General features: G+C 55.4%; 15 protein-coding genes, 1 pseudogene and 1 other annotated feature (1 of these 17 cut by a window edge). Of the genes and pseudogenes, 12 read left to right on the top strand and 4 right to left on the bottom strand.

Annotated features, from left to right (window positions below):
- Window positions 1-215: a binding site (T-box leader), on the top strand (it extends 66 nt beyond the left edge of the window).
- Window positions 216-303: 88 nt separating this feature from the next.
- Window positions 304-3,067, top strand: a pseudogene (ileS, locus tag ABC395_RS17670) (isoleucine--tRNA ligase).
- Window positions 3,068-3,136: 69 nt separating this feature from the next.
- A complete protein-coding gene (locus ABC395_RS17665; RefSeq protein ID WP_413005089.1) occupies window positions 3,137-3,745 on the top strand; it encodes a DUF5665 domain-containing protein in 609 nt (202 codons plus the stop codon).
- On the opposite strand, the gene ABC395_RS17660 is transcribed toward ABC395_RS17665, so the two are convergent.
- Window positions 3,651-4,388, bottom strand: a complete 738-nt coding sequence (locus ABC395_RS17660; protein WP_413005087.1) for a TraR/DksA C4-type zinc finger protein — start codon at window positions 4,386-4,388, stop codon at window positions 3,651-3,653. The two genes, ABC395_RS17665 and ABC395_RS17660, sit on opposite strands and share 95 nt — an antisense overlap.
- A gap of 143 nt (window positions 4,389-4,531) precedes the next feature.
- On the opposite strand from ABC395_RS17660, the gene lspA reads away from it, so the two are divergent.
- From lspA to ABC395_RS17645, 3 genes are all read left to right on the top strand, one after another.
- Window positions 4,532-5,029, top strand: a complete 498-nt coding sequence (lspA, locus tag ABC395_RS17655; RefSeq protein ID WP_413005085.1) for a signal peptidase II — start codon at window positions 4,532-4,534, stop codon at window positions 5,027-5,029.
- A complete protein-coding gene (locus tag ABC395_RS17650) occupies window positions 5,026-5,991 on the top strand; it encodes an RluA family pseudouridine synthase (protein ID WP_413005083.1) in 966 nt (321 codons plus the stop codon). The genes lspA and ABC395_RS17650 overlap by 4 nt, the downstream gene beginning before the upstream one ends.
- Window positions 5,992-6,068: 77 nt before the next feature.
- Window positions 6,069-7,232: an aminotransferase A gene (locus tag ABC395_RS17645; protein WP_413005081.1), complete on the top strand. Its 1,164-nt coding sequence runs from the start codon at window positions 6,069-6,071 to the stop codon at window positions 7,230-7,232.
- Between the two features lie 78 nt (window positions 7,233-7,310).
- Here ABC395_RS17645 and ABC395_RS17640 read toward each other — a convergent pair whose 3' ends face one another.
- Together ABC395_RS17640 and dapD are read right to left on the bottom strand one after the other, a co-directional pair.
- Window positions 7,311-8,567, bottom strand: coding sequence for an N-acetyldiaminopimelate deacetylase (locus ABC395_RS17640; RefSeq protein ID WP_413005079.1), 1,257 nt, complete (start codon window positions 8,565-8,567; stop codon window positions 7,311-7,313).
- 179 nt (window positions 8,568-8,746) lie between these two features.
- On the bottom strand, window positions 8,747-9,457 hold the full coding sequence (gene dapD / locus ABC395_RS17635) for a 2,3,4,5-tetrahydropyridine-2,6-dicarboxylate N-acetyltransferase (protein WP_413005077.1): 711 nt from the start codon (window positions 9,455-9,457) through the stop codon (window positions 8,747-8,749).
- Between the two features lie 423 nt (window positions 9,458-9,880).
- On the opposite strand from dapD, the gene pyrR reads away from it, so the two are divergent.
- The 7 genes from pyrR (at window position 9,881) to pyrE (ending at window position 18,719) form a co-directional block, all read left to right on the top strand.
- Complete coding sequence (pyrR, locus tag ABC395_RS17630) at window positions 9,881-10,432, top strand: bifunctional pyr operon transcriptional regulator/uracil phosphoribosyltransferase PyrR (protein ID WP_103993639.1); 552 nt, start codon at window positions 9,881-9,883, stop codon at window positions 10,430-10,432.
- Complete coding sequence (locus ABC395_RS17625) at window positions 10,429-11,340, top strand: aspartate carbamoyltransferase catalytic subunit (RefSeq protein ID WP_413005075.1); 912 nt, start codon at window positions 10,429-10,431, stop codon at window positions 11,338-11,340. The genes pyrR and ABC395_RS17625 overlap by 4 nt, the downstream gene beginning before the upstream one ends.
- Window positions 11,341-11,467: 127 nt before the next feature.
- Entirely contained in the window at window positions 11,468-12,760 is a 1,293-nt protein-coding gene (locus ABC395_RS17620) for a dihydroorotase (RefSeq protein ID WP_413005073.1), read from the top strand.
- Window positions 12,761-12,795: 35 nt separating this feature from the next.
- On the top strand, window positions 12,796-13,974 hold the full coding sequence (carA, locus tag ABC395_RS17615) for a glutamine-hydrolyzing carbamoyl-phosphate synthase small subunit (protein WP_413005071.1): 1,179 nt from the start codon (window positions 12,796-12,798) through the stop codon (window positions 13,972-13,974).
- Complete coding sequence (gene carB, locus ABC395_RS17610; protein WP_413005069.1) at window positions 13,961-17,170, top strand: carbamoyl-phosphate synthase large subunit; 3,210 nt, start codon at window positions 13,961-13,963, stop codon at window positions 17,168-17,170. Before carA ends, carB begins: the two co-directional genes overlap by 14 nt.
- Window positions 17,171-17,291: 121 nt before the next feature.
- Window positions 17,292-18,026, top strand: coding sequence for an orotidine-5'-phosphate decarboxylase (pyrF, locus tag ABC395_RS17605; protein WP_413005067.1), 735 nt, complete (start codon window positions 17,292-17,294; stop codon window positions 18,024-18,026).
- Window positions 18,027-18,077: 51 nt separating this feature from the next.
- Window positions 18,078-18,719 (top strand): orotate phosphoribosyltransferase, encoded by a 642-nt coding sequence (pyrE, locus tag ABC395_RS17600; protein ID WP_413005066.1) that lies wholly within the window; start codon window positions 18,078-18,080, stop codon window positions 18,717-18,719.
- Between the two features lie 472 nt (window positions 18,720-19,191).
- On the opposite strand, the gene ABC395_RS17595 is transcribed toward pyrE, so the two are convergent.
- Entirely contained in the window at window positions 19,192-19,698 is a 507-nt protein-coding gene (locus tag ABC395_RS17595) for a GNAT family N-acetyltransferase (RefSeq protein WP_413005064.1), read from the bottom strand.
- Window positions 19,699-19,750 lie beyond the last annotated feature (52 nt).

Here is a 19,750-nt window from a genome sequence, read left to right as displayed (position 1 = left end):
TAATCTCTGCAGCGGACGAAAATCCCCCAGGAGCGTCTCTTGAAAAGCGAAGTAGGGAGCATCGGGTAATTCCGTTATCGATTCGTCGAGTGAGACTGGCAACCGGTCGTCATTTCTTCCATGCGGAAACTTCGTTTTCGGATGCGGGGACGATGACAGCGTGCCGGAACGGTCTAACAAGGGTGGTACCGCGAGCTTAACTTCTCGTCCCTTTTGGGATGGAGAAGTTTTTTTGCATTTTTAGAGAGTAAGGGAATTTATCCCGGAAGGGATCAGCGTACTAAGACTAGGGAGTGAATGGATTTGGATTACGGAAAAACATTGCAGCTGCTCAAAACCGATTTTCCGATGAGAGGCAACCTGCCCCAGGCGGAGCCTAAAATGCAGGCGCATTGGGAAGAAAACGACATTTATGCGAAGGTGCAGGAAAGCCGTAAAGGGCGGGAGAAATTCATTTTGCACGACGGTCCTCCGTATGCCAACGGGGACATTCATATCGGTCATGCGCTGAACAAGATTCTGAAAGATATTATCGTGCGCTTCAAAACGATGCAGGGCTATGATGCGCCGTATGTCCCCGGCTGGGATACGCACGGACTGCCGATCGAGCAGGCTATCGCCAACAGCGGCAAAGTGGACCGCAAGAAAATGTCCGTTGCCGAATTCCGTAAATACTGTGAAGAATACGCGCTTCAGTGGGTAGAGCGGCAGAAGGAACAGTTCAAACGTCTCGGAATCCGGGGAGACTGGGACCATCCGTACATTACGCTGCAGCCGGAATATGAGGCGGAGCAGATCCGTCTTTTCGGCGAGATGGTGAAAAAAGGCTATATCTACAAAGGCTTGAAACCGGTATATTGGTCCCCGTCTTCAGAGAGCGCTCTGGCAGAAGCGGAGATCGAGTACAAAGAAAAAACGTCCCCGTCCATTTACGTCGCTTTCGATGTAGCGGACGGCAAAGGCAAGCTTCCCCAGGATGCCGCCTTCGTCATTTGGACGACGACACCTTGGACGCTTCCGGCAAACCTCGGTATTTCCGTTCATCCGGACTTCACGTATGCGGTCGTGCAGGTAAACGGCAAGAAGTACGTGCTGGCTGAAGGACTCCTCGAATCGGCCGCTAAAGCAATCGGATGGACGGACTACGATATCGTATCCACGGTTAAGGGCAGCGAGCTGGAGAACGTGACCTGCAAGCATCCGTTCTACGATCGCGATTCGCTTGTGATGCTGGGCGAGCACGTTACGCTGGAAGCCGGTACCGGCTGCGTTCATACCGCTCCGGGTCACGGTGAGGACGACTTTATCGTCGGGCAGAAATACAAGATCGGCGTTCTTTGTCCGGTGGACGATCAAGGACATTTCACGGCGGAAGCGCCGGGGCTGGAAGGCGTTTTTTACGAAAAAGGCAACAAAACGATTCTGGAATGGCTGGAAAACAGCGGGCACCTGCTTCATGCTTCCTCCATTAATCACCAATACGCGCATGACTGGCGTACGAAAAAGCCGGTTATTTACCGGGCGACGGAGCAGTGGTTTGCGTCCATCGATAAATTCCGCGGCGAAATGCTGGAAGAGATCAAGAAAATCAAGTGGACGCCGGCTTGGGGTGAAATTCGTCTTCACAACATGATCGCGGACCGCGGTGACTGGTGCATTTCCCGCCAGCGTGTGTGGGGCGTGCCGATTCCGATTTTTTACTGCCGCAGTCTGCAATCATCCGATCGTGAACGATGAGACTATCGAGCATGTGGCGAACCTTTTCGAAAAAGAAGGCTCTAACGCGTGGTTCACGCTGACGGAGAAAGAGCTTCTGCCGGAAGGTCTTTCCTGCCCGGAATGCGGCCATGGGGAGTTCCGCAAAGAAACGGACATCATGGACGTCTGGTTCGATTCGGGTTCTTCCCATGCCGGCGTGCTGGCCAAGCGTCCCGAACTGCAGTGGCCGGCGGATTTGTACCTGGAAGGCTCCGACCAGTACCGCGGCTGGTACAACTCTTCCCTGATCACGGGAGTAGCGGTCAAAGGACAGTCCCCGTACAAGGGAATTCTCAGCCACGGCTTTACGCTCGACGGAGAAGGGCGCAAAATGTCCAAGTCGCTCGGCAACACCGTGGATCCGAGTCAAGTGTGCAACAAACTTGGCGCCGACATTTTGCGTCTGTGGGTTTCTTCGGTGGATTATCAGTCCGACGTCCGGATTTCGGACAACATTTTGAACCAGATCACGGAAGTGTACCGTAAAATCCGCAACACGCTCCGCTTCCTGCTGGGCAATTTAAGTCACTTCGATCCGGTTAAGGACCGGGTGGATTTCGCCCATATGAGCGAGCTGGACCGGTATGCGGTTATCCGTCTCAACCGGATGACGGAGAAAGTCATCAAAGCCTACGACGCGTATGAGTTCCACGTTGTTTATCAAGCGGTCCATCACTTCTGCGCCGTCGAGATGAGCTCGTTTTATCTGGACATCATCAAAGACCGCCTGTACGCGGACGCGGCCGGCGATTCCGCCCGCAAAGCTTCGCAGACAGTCCTCTACGATGCATTGCTTGCTATCACGAAGCTCATTGCACCGATTCTGCCGCATACGGCCGACGAAGTGTGGAAGTACATTCCGGGTGTGGAGCTGGACAGCGTACAGATCAGCGAACTGCCTGAAGTCCGCACAGATGTATATAACCGGGAGCTGGAGCAGAAGTGGGACGGCTTCCTGAACATTCGCGATGAAGTGCTGAAAGCGCTGGAAGAAGCGCGCAAGAACAAAACGATCGGCAACTCCCTGAGCGCTGCGGTTGATTTGTACCCGAGCGATGCGGCTTTCAAACTGCTTAGCGGTTTTGACAAACTAGACACGCTTTTCATCGTCTCGGCCGCAACCCTGCATGATCCGTCGGAGAAAGCGCCGGAAGGAAGCTACGAGGCAGCGGATCTTGCCGTGCAGGTGTCCGTTGCCGAAGGCGAGAAATGCGAACGCTGCTGGATAGTCACACCGGAAGTTGGGCAGAACAAAGAACACCCGACTCTGTGCGCCAGATGTGCGGAAGTGGTTTCCCACCTCGAATAACGCTGTCCGGGTAACGGAATTCGCCGTCATGCGGAGATAGGGGATACCAAATCTGCAGGAGCGGTTTCCATGGATAACCTGAACGAAGAACGGAACGATCGGAACAACCCCGCTAAAAACGGGCTACCGCCGGATTCACAAGCGGAGCTCAGGGATTCGGATTTGCCGGTCCAGGACGCTCTTACGGAAGACGAGAAAAATCGGCTCATTCATCATATCCATGAGAAAGTGACCGAAATCGCGGCCCATATCGAACGGACGCAGATTGCCGATTATGTGGCGCTGATGAATAAGCCGCGCAAGCTGATCGTCGGGAACCTTATAGCGGGAATTTCCCGGGGAGTCGGGCTCGGTCTCGGCATTACGGTTTTCGCCGGCACTATTCTTTATGCTCTGAAAGCACTGGGCGCTCTGAACCTGCCTATTATCGGCGAGTATATTGCGGACCTTGTGGAGTATGTCCAGTTTCAGACTGGAAGGGCGCCGGTTTTATTGAGCCGGTTAGGCGGAAACCGGGAAACCGGGGAGCCGGGAGCCGGGAGCCGGTCCGTCCCCTTACAAAGGAAAACGCAGAGCCGCTTGTTCAGCTCTGCGTTTCTTCCGATGTATAATCGGGCTCAAGAAGTGGATCTCCTTCTTGATTATCCATATAGGACCGATACGCTTTGTTGCGAATAACGGATACATGATTGCCGTAAATATCGGTGGCAAGAAAGCTTTCGAAGGGCTCGACATACCCGTCAAGCTCATCTGCCTCGACATACATGGAGTTATAGTCGCCGATGTTCGGATCTTCCGCCAAGGCGGGCGAGTTGGAATTGCCCCAGCTTTCCACGATCTGCCAGGCATCTTCGCCGTCAAACTGGTTTTGGTCGGAGCGTTCGTCCAGACTGGTCCGTCCGAAAGGCGGGGCGAGAAATTCTTCTTCGACCGGTCTTCTGTCGGAAGCATGCCGGTTGGGCACATGTTCCAGGCAGTACTGGGTTGTCGGAATAGCACTCAGCCGCTCGTAAGGGATGGTCCGGCCGCACTCGATGCAAATTCCGTAGGTGCCGGCAGCTAACCTTTCCAGCGCGAGATTGACCTGATCGAGGTGACGCTCGGCGTTTTCCAGCAGAGCGATGTCTTTTTCCCGCTCGAACATTTCCGTGCCTATATCGGCGGGATGATTGTCGTACGTGGACAGCTCTCCGGTGTTTTCTCCCATGGCCTGGGACATTCCGAAGTGTTCGTCTAGCTCCAACTGCTCTTTAAGTTCTTTTTTCTCGATAAGAAGCTGCTGTCTGAGCCGATCCGTTTGATCGGATGTCAGGATATGCATAGGGGTACATCTCCCTTCGGAAGGTGGCCTGCAGCAATAGGGTTTACGAACGCTCTCTTTTTTAGTGTGGAAAATGAAAGCACCTCAGCCAAACGTTTAACGGGCGACACGCGACAAGCCGTCGTCAGAGGAGGAATCCCGTTTTGTATTATTATTTACTTGCACTTATCGTGTTTTTGATTGATCAGGGGACCAAATGGCTCGTGGTTAAAAACATTCCGCTTCACGACTCCATTCCGGTGATCGGCGAGTTTTTCCAGCTCACCTCACACCGCAACCGCGGCGCCGCCTTCGGAATTTTGCAGGACCAGCGCTGGTTTTTCATTCTGATAACCTCGGTGATCGTAGTCGGAGTGGTTTTGTATCTCAACAGGACCCGTAAAGCCGGGCAGAAGCTGATGTCGTTGGCGCTCGCTCTGCTTTTGGGAGGCGCGGTAGGGAATTTTCTGGACCGTCTTCTTTTCGGCGAGGTTGTCGATTTCCTTCAGCTGCATTTTCAGTTTTCCTTTTTCGGCAAAGCGGTTGACTACATTTATCCGATCTTTAACATTGCGGACTCCGCTATCGTCATCGGCGTCATTCTGATTTTTATCGATTCGATCATCAGCTGGAAAAATGAAAAAAGAGGGACGGCATCATGAGCGAACAAAACAACTATGATTTGGAACCAAACGGAATGGATGAAACGGAAAGCGAACCGACGCGCTGGCAGGTTGAAGCGGAGCAGAACGGCGAAAGAATCGACAAGCTTCTGTCCGATGCACTGGATGGAGTATCGCGTACGCAAATCCAGCAGTGGATTAAAGACGGCCATGCCCTGGTGGACGGCCGGAGCGTAAAGCCTAACTACAAGCTGTCCGAAGGACAGGTCATCGACCTGGCGATCCCGGACCCCGAGCCGCTGGATATTGCCGCGGAGAACATTCCGCTGGATGTCGTTTACGAAGACGGGGACGTCGTCGTGATCAACAAGCCGCGCGGGCTGGTTGTGCATCCGGCTCCCGGTCACTACAGCGGTACGCTGGTGAATGCGCTGATGCATCACTGTAAAGATTTGTCGGGCATCAACGGCGTCATGAGGCCCGGAATCGTCCACCGCATCGACAAGGACACTTCGGGACTGCTGATGATCGCGAAAAACGATCAGGCCCACGCCAGTCTGGCCGAGCAGCTTAAGGAACACAGCGTGACGCGCAAATATGTGGCGCTTGTCCACGGGAACCTGCAGCACGACCACGGGACGATCGATGCTCCGATCGGCCGCGACAGCTATGATCGGAAGCTGTATACCGTAACGGACAAAAACTCCAAACACGCGGTGACGCATTTTGCCGTACTGGAGCGGTTCGACGGTTATACGCTGGTGGAGCTTAAGCTTGAAACGGGCCGGACGCATCAGATCCGTGTCCATCTCAAGTTTATCGGACACCCGCTCGTAGGAGACCCGTCTTACGGCCGCAGCAAGGGGATGACCATGGACGGTCAGGCGCTTCATGCGCAGATTCTCGGATTCACACATCCGCGGACAGGGGAACGGCTCGAGTTCGAGGCGCCGATTCCGGAGGATATGGCGGATCTTCTTCACCGTCTGCGCAATCTGTAAGGTAGTTCAGGGACAGGCGGAAGCCGGTCCCTCTTTTTTAAAACTAAGCGAACCTTTGGAGAGGGGAAGCATTCCGCATGGAACCAATCATTAATCCGCAGGTAAAAGAAATTCAAATTTCGGGTATCCGTAAAATTGCGAATAAAGTCGCGGCGATGCCGGACGCGCTGGCTTTGACGATGGGGCAGCCGGATTTCCCGACGCCCGCCCACATTGCGGAAGCGGCGCAGAAAGCTATCCAGGCAGGAAGAACGGTGTATACGCCGAATGCGGGGCTTCCGGAACTCAGGAAAGCCGCGGCCGACTTTGTCGGTTCCAAATACGGGCTGTCCTATGACGGAGACAGCGAAGTCATCGTGACGACGGGAGCAAGCGAGGCGCTCGACATTACGCTGCGGACTATTCTGACACCGGGGGCGGAAGTCATTTTGCCGGGACCGATTTATCCCGGTTACGAACCGCTGATTCGTCTGTGCGGCGGGGTGCCCGTATATGTGGACACGCGTCCTTACGAGTTCAAAATGACCGCAGCCGCTCTGGAACCTCATTTGACGGAGCGTACGCGCTGCGTCGTTCTCGGCTATCCGAGCAATCCGACGGGGCAGATCATGACGGAGGCGGAACTGAGCGAGCTGGCGGCTCTGCTGGAAAGCCGGAACCTCTATGTCATTTCCGACGAAATATACAGCGAGTTGGTCTATGGGGCGGAGCACGCTTCGATAGCCTCCCTGCCGGGCATGAGAGAGAAGACGATCGTGATCAACGGACTGTCGAAATCCCACTCCATGACCGGGTGGCGGATCGGCTTTACGTTTGCCCCGGAAGCTTTGACCCGGCACATGGTCAAAGTGCACCAGTACAACGTCACCTGCGCGAGTTCTATTTCGCAGTATGCAGCAATCGCGGCACTCTCCGCGGGCCGTGACGATGCTCTTCCGATGCGGCAGGCTTACGAGAAAAGACTGGAGCATGTGTACGGCCGACTGCAGGCGATGGGACTGGAAGCGGTCAAACCGCAGGGCGCTTTCTACCTGTTCCCGTCGATCGCCCGGTTCGGGCTCGGCTCGGAGCAGTTCGCCTACAGGCTGCTGGATGAGCACCGGGTCGCCGTCGTTCCCGGTGATGCGTTTTCGCCGCTGGGCGAAGGCTACATCCGGCTGTCGTATGCGTACTCGCCGGAAGTGCTCGACGGGGCGCTGGACCGGCTTGAAGCCTTCGTCCGCAAACTCGACCGGAGCTGACGCCGTTCCGAACGCCGCTAACAAAAAATCCCCTTTATCCGACCCGCCGCGAGGCAGAGGAAGGATAAAGGGGATTTTTTAAACGGACTGTCCGGATTTCCAGCGGAGATAGCTGTCCACCGTCCGGATGGCTATACCGATGGCTCTTTCATCGGGTTCTATGCGGGCATGATGCAGGCCGTAAGGCGTTTCGGCACCCAGCCAGAACATAAAGCCCGGGATTTTCTCCAGAAAATAACCGAAATCCTCTCCGGTCATCGCCTCGGTACATTCGTACAGGCGGACGGGGATCTGCGGCTCCGACCAGGAAGAAGAGTCTTCCGCCGGTGCCTGACCGATAACGGCCGAAACCGGGACACCGGCGGTGCCGGTCACGGATTCGTCAGCCGGGGAGCCGCCGGCTCCAGCGGCTGTTTCCGTTTTTTGCAGCCAATCCATAAATTCAAGCGTCAGCGCTTCGTCGTTATACACTTGAAGATAATTGGAGCCCCAATCTATGGACGCCGTGCAGTCGAATGAAGATTCGATACCGCGGACGATTCCTTCGATTCTCGATTTAATCAGCAGCATGGATTCGGCGGAAAGGGTGCGAATCGTTCCTTCCAGCCGGGCGTTTTCGGCGATGATGTTCTGCTTGGTGCCCGCACTCATTTTGCCGATTGTGACAACGGCCGAGTCGAGAGGGTTGATATTGCGGGACACGATAGAGTGGAGCTGTCCGACGAGCTGTGAGGCTGCGACGACCATGTCGTTGGAGAGATGAGGATATGCCGCGTGGCCCCCCTTGCCCTTAAGGTCGATAAACAGCTCGGACGTGTTGGCGAACAAGATGCCGGGCTTGACGGCGATAGTGCCGACGGGATATTCCGGCGCGATATGAAGGCCGAGCATCTGCTCCGGCATCCAGTCCTTCAGCTCGGCGGACGCCAGCATAGGGAGCGCGCCCCCGGGGCCTTCTTCCGCAGGCTGGAACACGACGACGAGATCGTCTTTCATCGGACGCTGCGCGAACTGAGTCACCAGGCCCGCGCCGATGGACATATGCACATCATGCCCGCAGGCATGCATATATCCGGGATGTTCGGACTGGAACGCGTAGTTCGTTTCTTCCGGAATCGGAAGGCCGTCCATATCGGCCCGGTACCCGAACCTTTTCACAGGATTCGTGCCTTTGAGATACACGAGGATACCGGTGCGCCATGTACGGATTTCCATCCGTTCCTGTGGAAGAGTTTCCAAATAATCGAGGAGCTTGCGCTGGGTTTTAAATTCCTGGAAACCCGGCTCGGGAATCCGGTGGAGCTCGCGCCGCAGTTCAATAAACGGGCTGGTCACAGTGGTTCTCTCCTTCTTTCGCTTAAATGTAAGTCCGCAGGATTGAAAAAGGGCCCGGCGCCGGAAGCGCTGGGCCAAAACAGCAGCGGCAGTCCGCCTGCCTTCAGGAAGGATGCGCGCGTGCCGGTGTTGTTCTTTTTATGTACTGGCGGAACGTGAACGTAATCCCTGCGGAGGTTCTACAGCTCGCGGAGCTCTTTCAAAATTTCCGTTTTGGATTTCGTTTTGTCGTCGACTTTCTTGATGATGCGGGCAGGCGTACCGGCTACGACCGTAAATTCAGGTACGTCTTCCACCACGACCGCACCCGCGGCTACAACGGAACCTTGACCGATGCGCACGCCTTCAAGGATAACGGCGTTTGCACCGATCAGCACATCGTCTTCAACCACGCAAGGCTGTGCGGAAGGTGGTTCGATCACTCCGGCTACAACCGCTCCGGCGCCGATATGGCACATGTTGCCGATTTGAGCGCGTCCGCCTAGGATGGCGTTCATGTCGATCATCGTGCCTTCGCCGATGGAAGCACCGATATTGATTACCGCGCCCATCATAATGACGGCGTTGTTGCCGATGGAGACTTTGTCACGGATGATGGAGCCGGGCTCGATACGCGCGTTAATGCCTTTCAGGTCTAGAAGAGGAATGGCGGAGTTGCGGCGGTCGGACTCGACCACATAATCTTCTATGTTCTGCTGATTGGATTCGATAATGGCCTGGATGTCCGTCCATTCGCCGAACAGGACGCCGCTTTTACCGGAAATGAAGGATTGGATGCCCGTTCCGAAATCAACGGCTTCCAGGTTTCCTTTTACATATACTTTCACGGGTGTCTTCTTTTGGCTTGTCTTAATAAACTGGATAATTTCTTCGGTATTCATCTGTGTCATACTTCCACTCCTCCTGGGGTACTTTATCTTTATCATCATAGCAGATGAAAAGCGCTTACGCGATAGATTGTCCGAAAAAACGACAGGATACGCAGGACCTCCACAAAATAATAGGGTCAAACACCCCTAGACGTCTGCAAAAGAATGTTTTTTTGCGGTTGACTTCTTTTGTCGAAAGTGGGATAATGGGCTTCAAGTGAATAGGGTACCTTTAAAATCAGTCCAGAGAGGCTGGCAAGGTCAACGTTTAAGCAGGAGCAGACTCCGGGGGAGAGCGAAGTGCGGCGATTAGCTGCAACTTCCTCCGGTTCCAAGTACCCGTCTGTTTCTGCACATGCGCTAACCTTCTTGCCTTCTGAGCAAGGAGGTTTTTTTATGGCCGAAATTCGAGAAACACGTACCCGACAGAAGGAGGCAGTCGACATGAGCGAACACATGCATGTACTGCTGGATGAAATGGCGGTAAGAAGGGCTCTGACCCGGATTGCCCATGAAATACTGGAGAAAAACAAAGGGGTCGGCAACTGTATGCTGATCGGAATCCGTACACGGGGCATTTATCTCGCCCAGAGGGTGGCGGAAAGAATTCAGGAAATCGAAGGCGTCCCGGTTCCGGTCGGGGAGATCGATATCACTTCCTACCGCGACGACCGGGTGAAGGTACGGTCCGTGGAGACGGTCGCCGGCGGAGATAACCTGAACATTCAGAGCAAGAAAGTCATCCTGTTCGACGATGTGCTCTTTACGGGCCGTACGGTGCGGGCCGCGCTGGACGCTCTGATCGACCTCGGAAGACCCGAGATGATCCAGCTTGCGGTACTCGTGGACCGGGGACACCGGGAGCTGCCGATCCGGCCCGATTATGTGGGCAAGAACGTGCCGACCTCGAAGCTTGAGAAAATCGAAGTTCACCTGACAGAAGTAGACGAGCATGACCGGGTGGTCATTATACAGCAGCAGAGGGGGAACGAATGATGGGAGCCGTCAAAACACGCACAGCGAATCACTTCATCGGACTGAAAGGAGTCAGCGCTCCTGAAATCAAAGGAATCTTGGATCGTGCGGATTTCTGGGAAAATCATCCCGATAAAGTGACGAACCGGTTGAGGGGAACTTTTGTTTCGAATCTTTTCTTTGAAAACAGCACGCGGACCCGCTTCTCTTTTGAAATGGCGGAGAAAAGACTGGGAGCGGAAGTGCTGAATTTCTCCGCGGCGGAATCGAGCGTACAGAAAGGCGAGTCGATCTACGACACGGTCCGGACCCTCGAGTCGATGGGAATCGACGCGGGCGTAATCCGGCTGAAGCCGGTCGGTCTGCTGGCCGAGCTCGCGGAGAAAATCAGCGTCCCCCTGATCAACGCCGGGGACGGCAACAACGAGCATCCCACGCAGGCGCTGCTCGACCTGTACACCATGCGCCGCCACTTCGGCGAACTGCGGGGGCTCACGGTCTCCATCATCGGCGACATTCTGCACAGCCGGGTAGCCCGCTCCAACTTGTGGGCGCTCCGCGAAATGGGAGCGAACGTCAAGTTCTGCGCTCCGGCGAACATGCAGGCGCCCGAACTGGCCGCTTACGCTCCTTATGTATCAATGGAAGAAGCGCTGCAGGCGGACGTCGTCATGATGCTCCGGGTCCAGCTGGAACGGCACGAGAAGGGCATGATCTCTTCCGCGGAAGAATACCGCGCCCAATACGGCCTCACGATGGAACGGCTGCAGCAGATGCCGGCGCACGCGATTATCATGCACCCGGCTCCGGTCAACCGGAACGTGGAGCTTGACGACGAGCTGGTGGAACACGCCCGCTCCAAAATTTTCACCCAGATTCATAACGGCGTACCCGTCCGCATGGCCGTAATCGAACGGACACTCAGCTAAAGCGGTTCATGAGGGAAACGTAAAACCGGCCACAAAGTGAAAACGGCGTGGACGAATGGAACAAAATTCAGAAGCGGCAAACGGCGAGAGCAGCTAACCGCTTTTCTATAGAGGAGAGGGAAACGGCATGGGAATGTGGATTTTAAACGGAAAAATGCTGGATGCCTCCGGTAAGGAAACGACCGGTCATGTGCTGGTGGACAACGGCAAAATCGCGGCGATCACAAACGGGGAGGAGCTCCCCGACACAACTGGACACGAGGTTATAGAAGCGGAAGGCAAGCTTGTATCTCCGGGTTTTATCGATATGCACGTGCATTTGCGCGAGCCGGGCTTCGAACACAAAGAAACGATCGCCAGCGGCACGCGCTCCGCGGCACGGGGCGGTTACACCACGATCGCTTGCATGCCGAATACGAAGCCGGTAATCGATACCGTCGAAACGGTTAAGCTCATCCAGGGGAAGGCGGAAAGCGAAGGGAACGGCGTGAAAGTTCTTCCTTACGGATGCATCAGCCGCAACCAGCTCGGCCGCGAACTTACCGATTTCGAAGCCCTGAAAGACGCCGGAGTCGTGGCGTTTACGGATGACGGAGTCGGGGTGCAGAGCGCCCAGATGATGAAAGACGCGATGAAGCGGGCGGCTGAACTCGGCATGCCGATCGTCGCCCACTGCGAGGACGAGACGCTGGTAGCCGGTGCTCCGGTTTCCGAAGGGACCTTTGCCGATAAGAACGGGTTGAAGGGGATTCCGAACGAGTCGGAGGCGATTCATGTAGGCCGCGATATCCTGCTGGCGGAAGCGACGGGAGTACACTATCACGTCTGTCATGTAAGCACGGAGCAATCCGTACGCCTGATCCGTCTGGGCAAGCAAATCGGCGTAAAGGTGACAGCCGAAGTTTGCCCGCATCACCTGCTCCTTTCCGAAGAAGATATCCCGGGGATGGATGCCAACTGGAAAATGAACCCGCCCCTGCGCTCGAAGCGGGACGTGGATGCGGTAATCGAGGCGCTTGAGGACGGAACCATCGACATCATTGTGACCGATCACGCGCCGCACAGCGAGGAAGAGAAGGCCAAAGGCATGCAGCTTGCGCCTTTCGGAATCGTAGGTTTTGAAACGGCCTTCCCGCTGCTGTATACAAAGTTTGTCGCGACAGGCAAATGGTCGCTGGGCTTCCTGATCGAACGGATGACGTCCAAACCGGCCGAAGTGTTCGGACTGGAATCCGGACGTTTGCAGGTCGGAAGCGACGCGGATCTTACGCTGGTCGATCTGGAAACCGAAAAAGAAGTGGATCCGGCGTCATTTTTATCCAAGAGCCGCAACACACCGTTCACTGGCTGGAAGCTAAAAGGCTGGCCGGTGCTGACCATGGTCGGAGGCAAAATCGCCTGGACGGAAACAAACGAATAGACAACACGAAACATATAGAGAAGGAGCTGAGGGGCATGAAGGCAAAAGCAAGACTGCTGCTGGAAGACGGAACGCTTTTTACGGGTAAATCGTTCGGGGCCGAAGGGGATTCGGTCGGCGAAGTAGTATTCAACACGGGAATTACAGGTTACCAGGAGGTACTTTCCGACCCGTCCTACTGCGGACAAATCGTGACAATGACCTATCCGCTGATCGGGAACTACGGCATCTCGCGGGATGATTTCGAGTCCGTGAGACCGTTTGTACACGGGTTTGTCGTACGCCGGCACGAAGAGGCGCCGAGCAACTGGCGCGCGCAGTATACCTTGGGTAACCTGCTCAAAGAATACGGCATTATCGGCATCAGCGATATCGATACGCGCATGCTGACCCGTAAAATCCGCCATCACGGCGTTATGAAAGGTCTGCTGACCACTTCTGACCGCTCGGTTGAAGAATTGAAGAAAATGCTGCAGACGACTCCGCTTATGACCACACAAGTATCGACGGTATCGACGCCGCATGTTTTCAGCGCGCCGGGCAACCGCGAGCGTGTAGTTCTTGTGGACTACGGAGCGAAAAGCGGAATCGTCCGCGACCTGACGAAGCGCGGCTGCGACGTGGTCGTCGTGCCTCAGGACACGACGGCGGAGCAAATCATGCGCCTGGCGCCGGACGGCGTCCTGCTTTCGAACGGCCCTGGGGACCCGAAAGACGTCCCGCATGCGGTAGAAACCGTCCGCCAGCTTCTGGGCCAAGTGCCTGTCTTCGGAATCTGCCTCGGTCATCAGCTGTTTGCCCTGGCCTGCGGAGCGGATACCGAGAAGCTGAAGTTCGGTCATCGCGGCGGCAACCATCCGGTGAAAGATCTCATTTCCGGACGCTGCTACATCACTTCCCAGAACCACGGTTATACCGTTAAAGAAGAATCCATCGCCGGTACGGAGTTGACCGTTACTCACATTAACAACAACGACCGTACGATCGAAGGACTTAAACATAACAAGTACCCGGCATTTTCCGTCCAATATCACCCTGAAGCGGCTCCGGGACCTTTCGATTCGAGCTACTTGTTCGACGATTTCCTGACGATGATCCGCTCGCATCATACCGATAACCCGAAGGCTCCGCGTCAAGCGCAAATGCTTGCCGCCTGGAAAGCCGAGCAGTCTGACAACAAGTCGAAAGGAGAACTTCACTATGCCCAAAAATGAGAAGCTCAAAAAAATTCTGGTGATTGGATCCGGACCGATTGTCATCGGCCAGGCTGCGGAGTTTGACTATGCCGGCACACAAGCGTGCCAGGCTCTTAAAGAAGAAGGCTTTGAAGTTGTCCTGATCAACAGCAACCCGGCAACAATCATGACCGATACAAACATGGCCGACAAAGTATACATCGAGCCGATCACGCTTGATTTCGTTACCCAGATCATCCGCCAGGAGCGCCCGGACGGACTTCTTCCGACACTCGGGGGACAGACGGGACTGAACATGGCAGTGGAGCTTGCACGCGCAGGCGTTCTGGAACAGGAGAACGTGAAACTGCTGGGCACTCAGCTCACCGCTATCGAGAAGGCCGAAGACCGCGACTTGTTCCGCGATTTGATGCGCGAACTGGAACAGCCGGTACCGGACAGCGTCATCGTAACGACAGTGCCGGAAGCCGTTGACTTCGCCAACGAAATCGGCTACCCGATCATCGTTCGTCCGGCTTACACACTCGGTGGTACGGGCGGCGGGATCTGCCACAGTGAGGAAGAACTGGTGGAAACCGTAGCATCGGGTATCCGCTACAGCCCGATTTCCCAGTGTCTCGTCGAGAAAAGCATCGCGGGCATGAAAGAAGTCGAGTACGAAGTCATGCGCGACGCCAACGATAACTGCATTGTCGTCTGCAACATGGAAAACTTCGACCCGGTCGGCGTTCACACGGGAGACAGCATCGTTGTGGCTCCGAGCCAGACGCTCTCGGACCGCGAGTACCAGATGCTCCGCTCGGCATCACTGAAAATTATCCGCGCGCTGAACATAGAAGGCGGATGTAACGTCCAGTTCGCCTTGGACCCGTTCAGCTTCCAATATTACGTCATCGAAGTAAATCCGCGTGTAAGCCGCTCTTCGGCGCTCGCATCCAAAGCGACGGGCTACCCGATCGCCAAGATGGCGGCCAAAATCGCAGTCGGCTACACGCTGGATGAGCTCGTAAACCCGGTTACCGGCCAAACGTACGCCTGCTTCGAGCCGACGCTGGATTACATCGTTTCCAAAATTCCTCGGTGGCCGTTCGATAAATTCATCAACGCCAACCGTAAGCTGGGAACGCAGATGAAAGCGACGGGCGAAGTAATGGCCATCGGCCGTACTTTTGAAGAATCGATTCACAAAGCGATCCGCTCCCTGGAAATCGGTGTACACCGTCTGTTCCTTAAGGAAACCGATCTGCTTGATCAAGAAACTCTTGAGCTGCGCCTGCAGAAGCCGGACGACGAGCGTCTCTTCCTGCTGGCCGAAGCTTTCCGCCGCGGTTATACCATCGAGCAGCTTCAAGACTTGACCAAAATCGACTGGTGGTTCCTGCACAAGCTGGACGGGATGATCCGGTACGAGCAGGAAATCGCCTCGGAACAGTTCGATAACGAAGTGCTTTACGACGCCAAACGGATGGGCTTCACGGATCGTGCCATCGCCGAAATCCGCAGCCTCGCGGGCTGCAGCACCTTCACAAAAGAAGCGGAGATCCGCGAATACCGTCTGAACCAGAACATCAAACCGGTTTATAAAATGGTTGATACCTGCGCCGCGGAGTTCGAAGCGACTACACCTTACTACTATTCCACTTATGAGATGGAAGACGAAGTACTGGAAACCGAGAAACAAAAGGTTATCGTTCTCGGCTCCGGGCCTATCCGGATCGGTCAAGGAATCGAATTCGATTACTCTACCGTCCATGCGGTATGGGCCATCCAGGCTGCCGGCTACGAAGCGGTTATTATCAATAACAACCCGGAGACGGTTTCCACCGACTTCAACACGTCGGATCGTCTGTACTTCGAGCCGCTCTTCTTCGAAGATGTGATGAACGTTATCGAACGCGAGAAGCCGATCGGTGTTATCGTTCAATTCGGCGGTCAGACGGCGATCAACCTGGCGGCTCCGCTCTCCAAAGCGGGCGTGCACATTCTGGGCAGCGATCTGGAAAGCATCGATAAAGCCGAGGACCGCAAAAAGTTCGAAGCTCTGCTCCGCAAGCTCGATATCGCACAGCCTCCTGGCGGCACGGTTACTTCCGTGGACCAAGCGGTAGGAACGGCTGCTCAGTTCGGCTACCCGGTACTTGTCCGTCCTTCCTACGTGCTCGGCGGCCGCGCCATGGAAATCGTCTACTCTGACGAAGAACTTCTCAGCTACATGGAATATGCGGTTAAAATCAACCCGGAACACCCGGTACTGATCGACCGCTATATGCTCGGCAAAGAAGTGGAAGTCGATGCGATCTGCGATAAAGAAACGGTGCTCATTCCGGGCATCATGGAACATGTAGAGCGTGCGGGAGTTCACTCCGGCGACTCTATCGCGGTGTACCCGCCGCAGTCGCTTTCGGATGCGATCAAAAATCAGATTATCGAAATCACGACTAAAATCGGTCTGGAACTCCAAGTGGTCGGTCTGGTTAACATCCAGTTCGTCATCCATAACGAGCAGGTATATGTGATCGAAGTAAATCCGCGCTCCTCGAGAACAGTTCCGTTCCTGAGCAAAGTGACGAACATTCCGATGGCCAATGTGGCTACACGTGTAATCATGGGCCAGAAACTTACCGAAATGGGCTACCAAGGCGGCCTTTGGCCGGAAGACAGCTTCGTATCGGTTAAAGTACCGGTGTTCTCCTTCGCCAAACTGCGCCGCGTAGACACGACACTCGGACCCGAGATGAAATCGACGGGTGAAGTTATGGGACGCGACGTCAACTTTGCGAAAGCACTTTACAAGGGCCTTATCGGTGCGGGAATGAAAATTCCGGCCGCCGGAGCCATCATCGCTACCGTAGCGGACAAAGACAAGGAAGAGGCCGTGGAAATTTTCGGCGGATTCCAGCGTCTCGGTTACAAAATCATCGCGACAGGCGGTACGGCTCAAGTGCTCCAAGCCGCCGGCGTTCCGGTCACGACCGTGAACAAGCTGAGCGAAGGCTCGCCGAATATTCTGGATCTGATCCGCAGCGGAGAAGCTCACTTTGTCGTCAACACCTTGACGAAGGGCAAAACGCCTCAGCGCGACGGATTCCGCATCCGCCGCGAAGCGGTAGAAAACGGTGTCGTCTGCATGACCTCGCTCGACACGGTCCGTGCCCTGCTTCATATGCTTGAAGCGATCAACTTCTCGTCGCGCTCTATGCCGGTATACGCGTAAGCGGACGAGTTTCAAACCAATCAGGGGATGTGCGCATAACTGGCCTGCAAAGGCCGGAAGCGTAACATCCCCTCCTTATGAACACCTGCAAGGAACAGCCATTTGGGAGGAGAATGCTGAAATGGAAACCGCAAGAGCACAGTCTGCCGGACGGATTATGGTAGCATTGGATTTCGCGTCGGCAGCCGAGGCTGACACGCTCATTCAGGAACTCCGGGGAATCCCGTGTTACATGAAAGTGGGGATGCAGCTGTTTTACGCTGCGGGACCCCATTTCGTAGCCCGTTTGAAGGATGAGGGCTATAACGTATTTCTGGATGTGAAAATGCATGATATTCCGAATACGGTAAAAGGCGGCTCCGAAAGCGTGACGCGCCTTGGGGTGGATATGTTCAACGTCCATGCTGCCGGAGGCATCAAGATGATGGAAGGCGCGCTGGAAGGCGTGGACAAAGCAATTGGCGGAGGCGGGGGTAACCGTCCGCAAGTCATAGCGGTTACACAGCTGACAAGCACGAGCCAAGCGATGCTGAACGACGAAATCGGCATTGCCGGCCGGGTCGAGGAAGCGGTTGTCCGTTATGCGCGTCTGACTCGTCAGGCGGGTCTCCAGGGTGTCGTCGCGTCACCGCTGGAAGTGTCAGCCGTTAAAGAAGCCTGCGGCGCCGGTTTTATTACGGTGACTCCGGGAATCCGGCCCGCCGGAGTAGCCTTGGGCGACCAGACCCGGGTTATGACGCCTGCGGAAGCTTTCCAGGCCGGAACGGATTATGTGGTCATCGGCCGCCCGATAACGGCCGCACCGGATCCGCGCCAGGCGCTGGAACAGATTTTGGATTCACTGGAGCTAAAATAAGATTCATCCTATACATGCAAAACCTTAACCACAGGAACGGAGTGATTGGACATGAATACAGCGCAATCGACAGAACGTGAGATAGCGGCTTCCCTGCTTGAGATCGGAGCGGTAGCTTTGCGTCCGCACGAGCCTTTTACCTGGACATCCGGAATCAAATCGCCGATCTACTGCGATAACCGTCTGACGATGTCGCACCCGGAAATCCGCGATGCTATCGCAGAAGCGTTTGCGGCCAAAATCCGCTCGGAATATCCGCAGGCCGAAGTAATCGCGGGTACGGCGACGGCCGGTATACCGCATGCGGCGTGGGTAGCCCAGAAGCTCGGGCTTCCGATGATCTACGTGCGGGACAAGGCCAAGGGCCACGGCAAGCAGAATCAGATCGAAGGGGCTCTGGCTGCGGGGCAGAAGGTTATCGTCATCGAAGATCTGATTTCGACGGGGGGCAGCTCCCTTAAAGCGGCGCTGGCCGTAAACGAAGCCGGCGGTCAGGCGCTGGGAGTTTTGGCCATTTTCTCTTATCAACTGGACAAAGGCATTCAGGCGTTCGCCGAAGCAGGTATTCCGCTGGACACGCTGACCAACTATTCCAAGCTTCTTGAAGTAGCCGTGGAACAAGGGGCCATCGCACAGGATGATCTGGAGCAGCTCCGCTCCTGGCGTCAGGATCCGGCCTCCTACGGCGTTTAAAGCGGCAAGATAAGCGGCAATGCGAACAGGTACGGCGGGACCGCGGGCGGAGATGCCAACGGTTGTGAATATCCGGCGTCAGAATAGCAACAAGGCTGACGTATGCCGGATCGCTCGCCGATGTCCGTGCGCCTGTCCACCGGCCCGCTGTAGCTAGAAGTTGCCCCATGAGGGCCGAATTTTGAGATGTTTCCGCAAAGATAAAGCAGCGGAAATTCCGGCGGCGCTTATCTTTAATGTAAGAACATCACGCGACGATACCGTTTACCGGGAGCTGCGCGCGATATGAAATCCGTTCCCAAACGAAAAGACCTCCATCCGTCTGTTGCGGCGTTGGAGGTCTTTTTTTGTTTTATGCGCTAAGATCACCGTAGCTGCTTTCTTTGTGACCGCAAAAGCTTAGCCGGTTTCACGGTTGACAGGTGTCATGGAAGGGGCCCCGGCGCCGGGACACCCGTTTGGGCTGCCGGACTCAGCCTACGCGCTTGCCCATAATAATCAGATCCCGCTCGATTCCGTCCAGTTCCGCGATCCGCGGGAGCTCGGCCCATTTGGCGAAGCCGTAACGGTCGAAGAGAGCAAGGCTATGCGCGTTATGCCCGAAAATGAAACCGAGCACGGTTTTGATGCCGAGCTCCGGACAGGCGGCGATTGCTTTTTCCAGAAGGTAGCGTCCCAGACCGCGGCCGCGGCATTCCTCGTCGAGGTAAATGCTCACTTCTGCGGTACCGTTGTATGCAGGCCGCCCGTAAAAAGACTGGAAGCTCAGCCAGCCCCAGATCTTGCCGTCTTTTTCAAGCACCCAGATCGGGCGGGTTTCCGGATTGTGTTCGGCAAACCAGTTTTCCCGGCTCTGAACGGTCACCGGTTCAAGATCGGCCGTAACCATTCTTCCCGGAATGGTTGAATTGTAAATGTGTACGATGGCGGGAAGATCCGCCGGTACGGCATCTCTAAGCTTGTAAGTGTCCTGCTGCATACCTGTTCCTCCGTTTTCGGGTGCGATGCCTTCATTTTATCACGGTTAACGG

It is taken from the genome of Paenibacillus canaveralius, assembly GCF_047238265.1.
Taxonomy (GTDB): domain Bacteria; phylum Bacillota; class Bacilli; order Paenibacillales; family NBRC-103111; genus Paenibacillus_F.
This window is presented reverse-complemented; position numbering and strand designations above follow the sequence as displayed.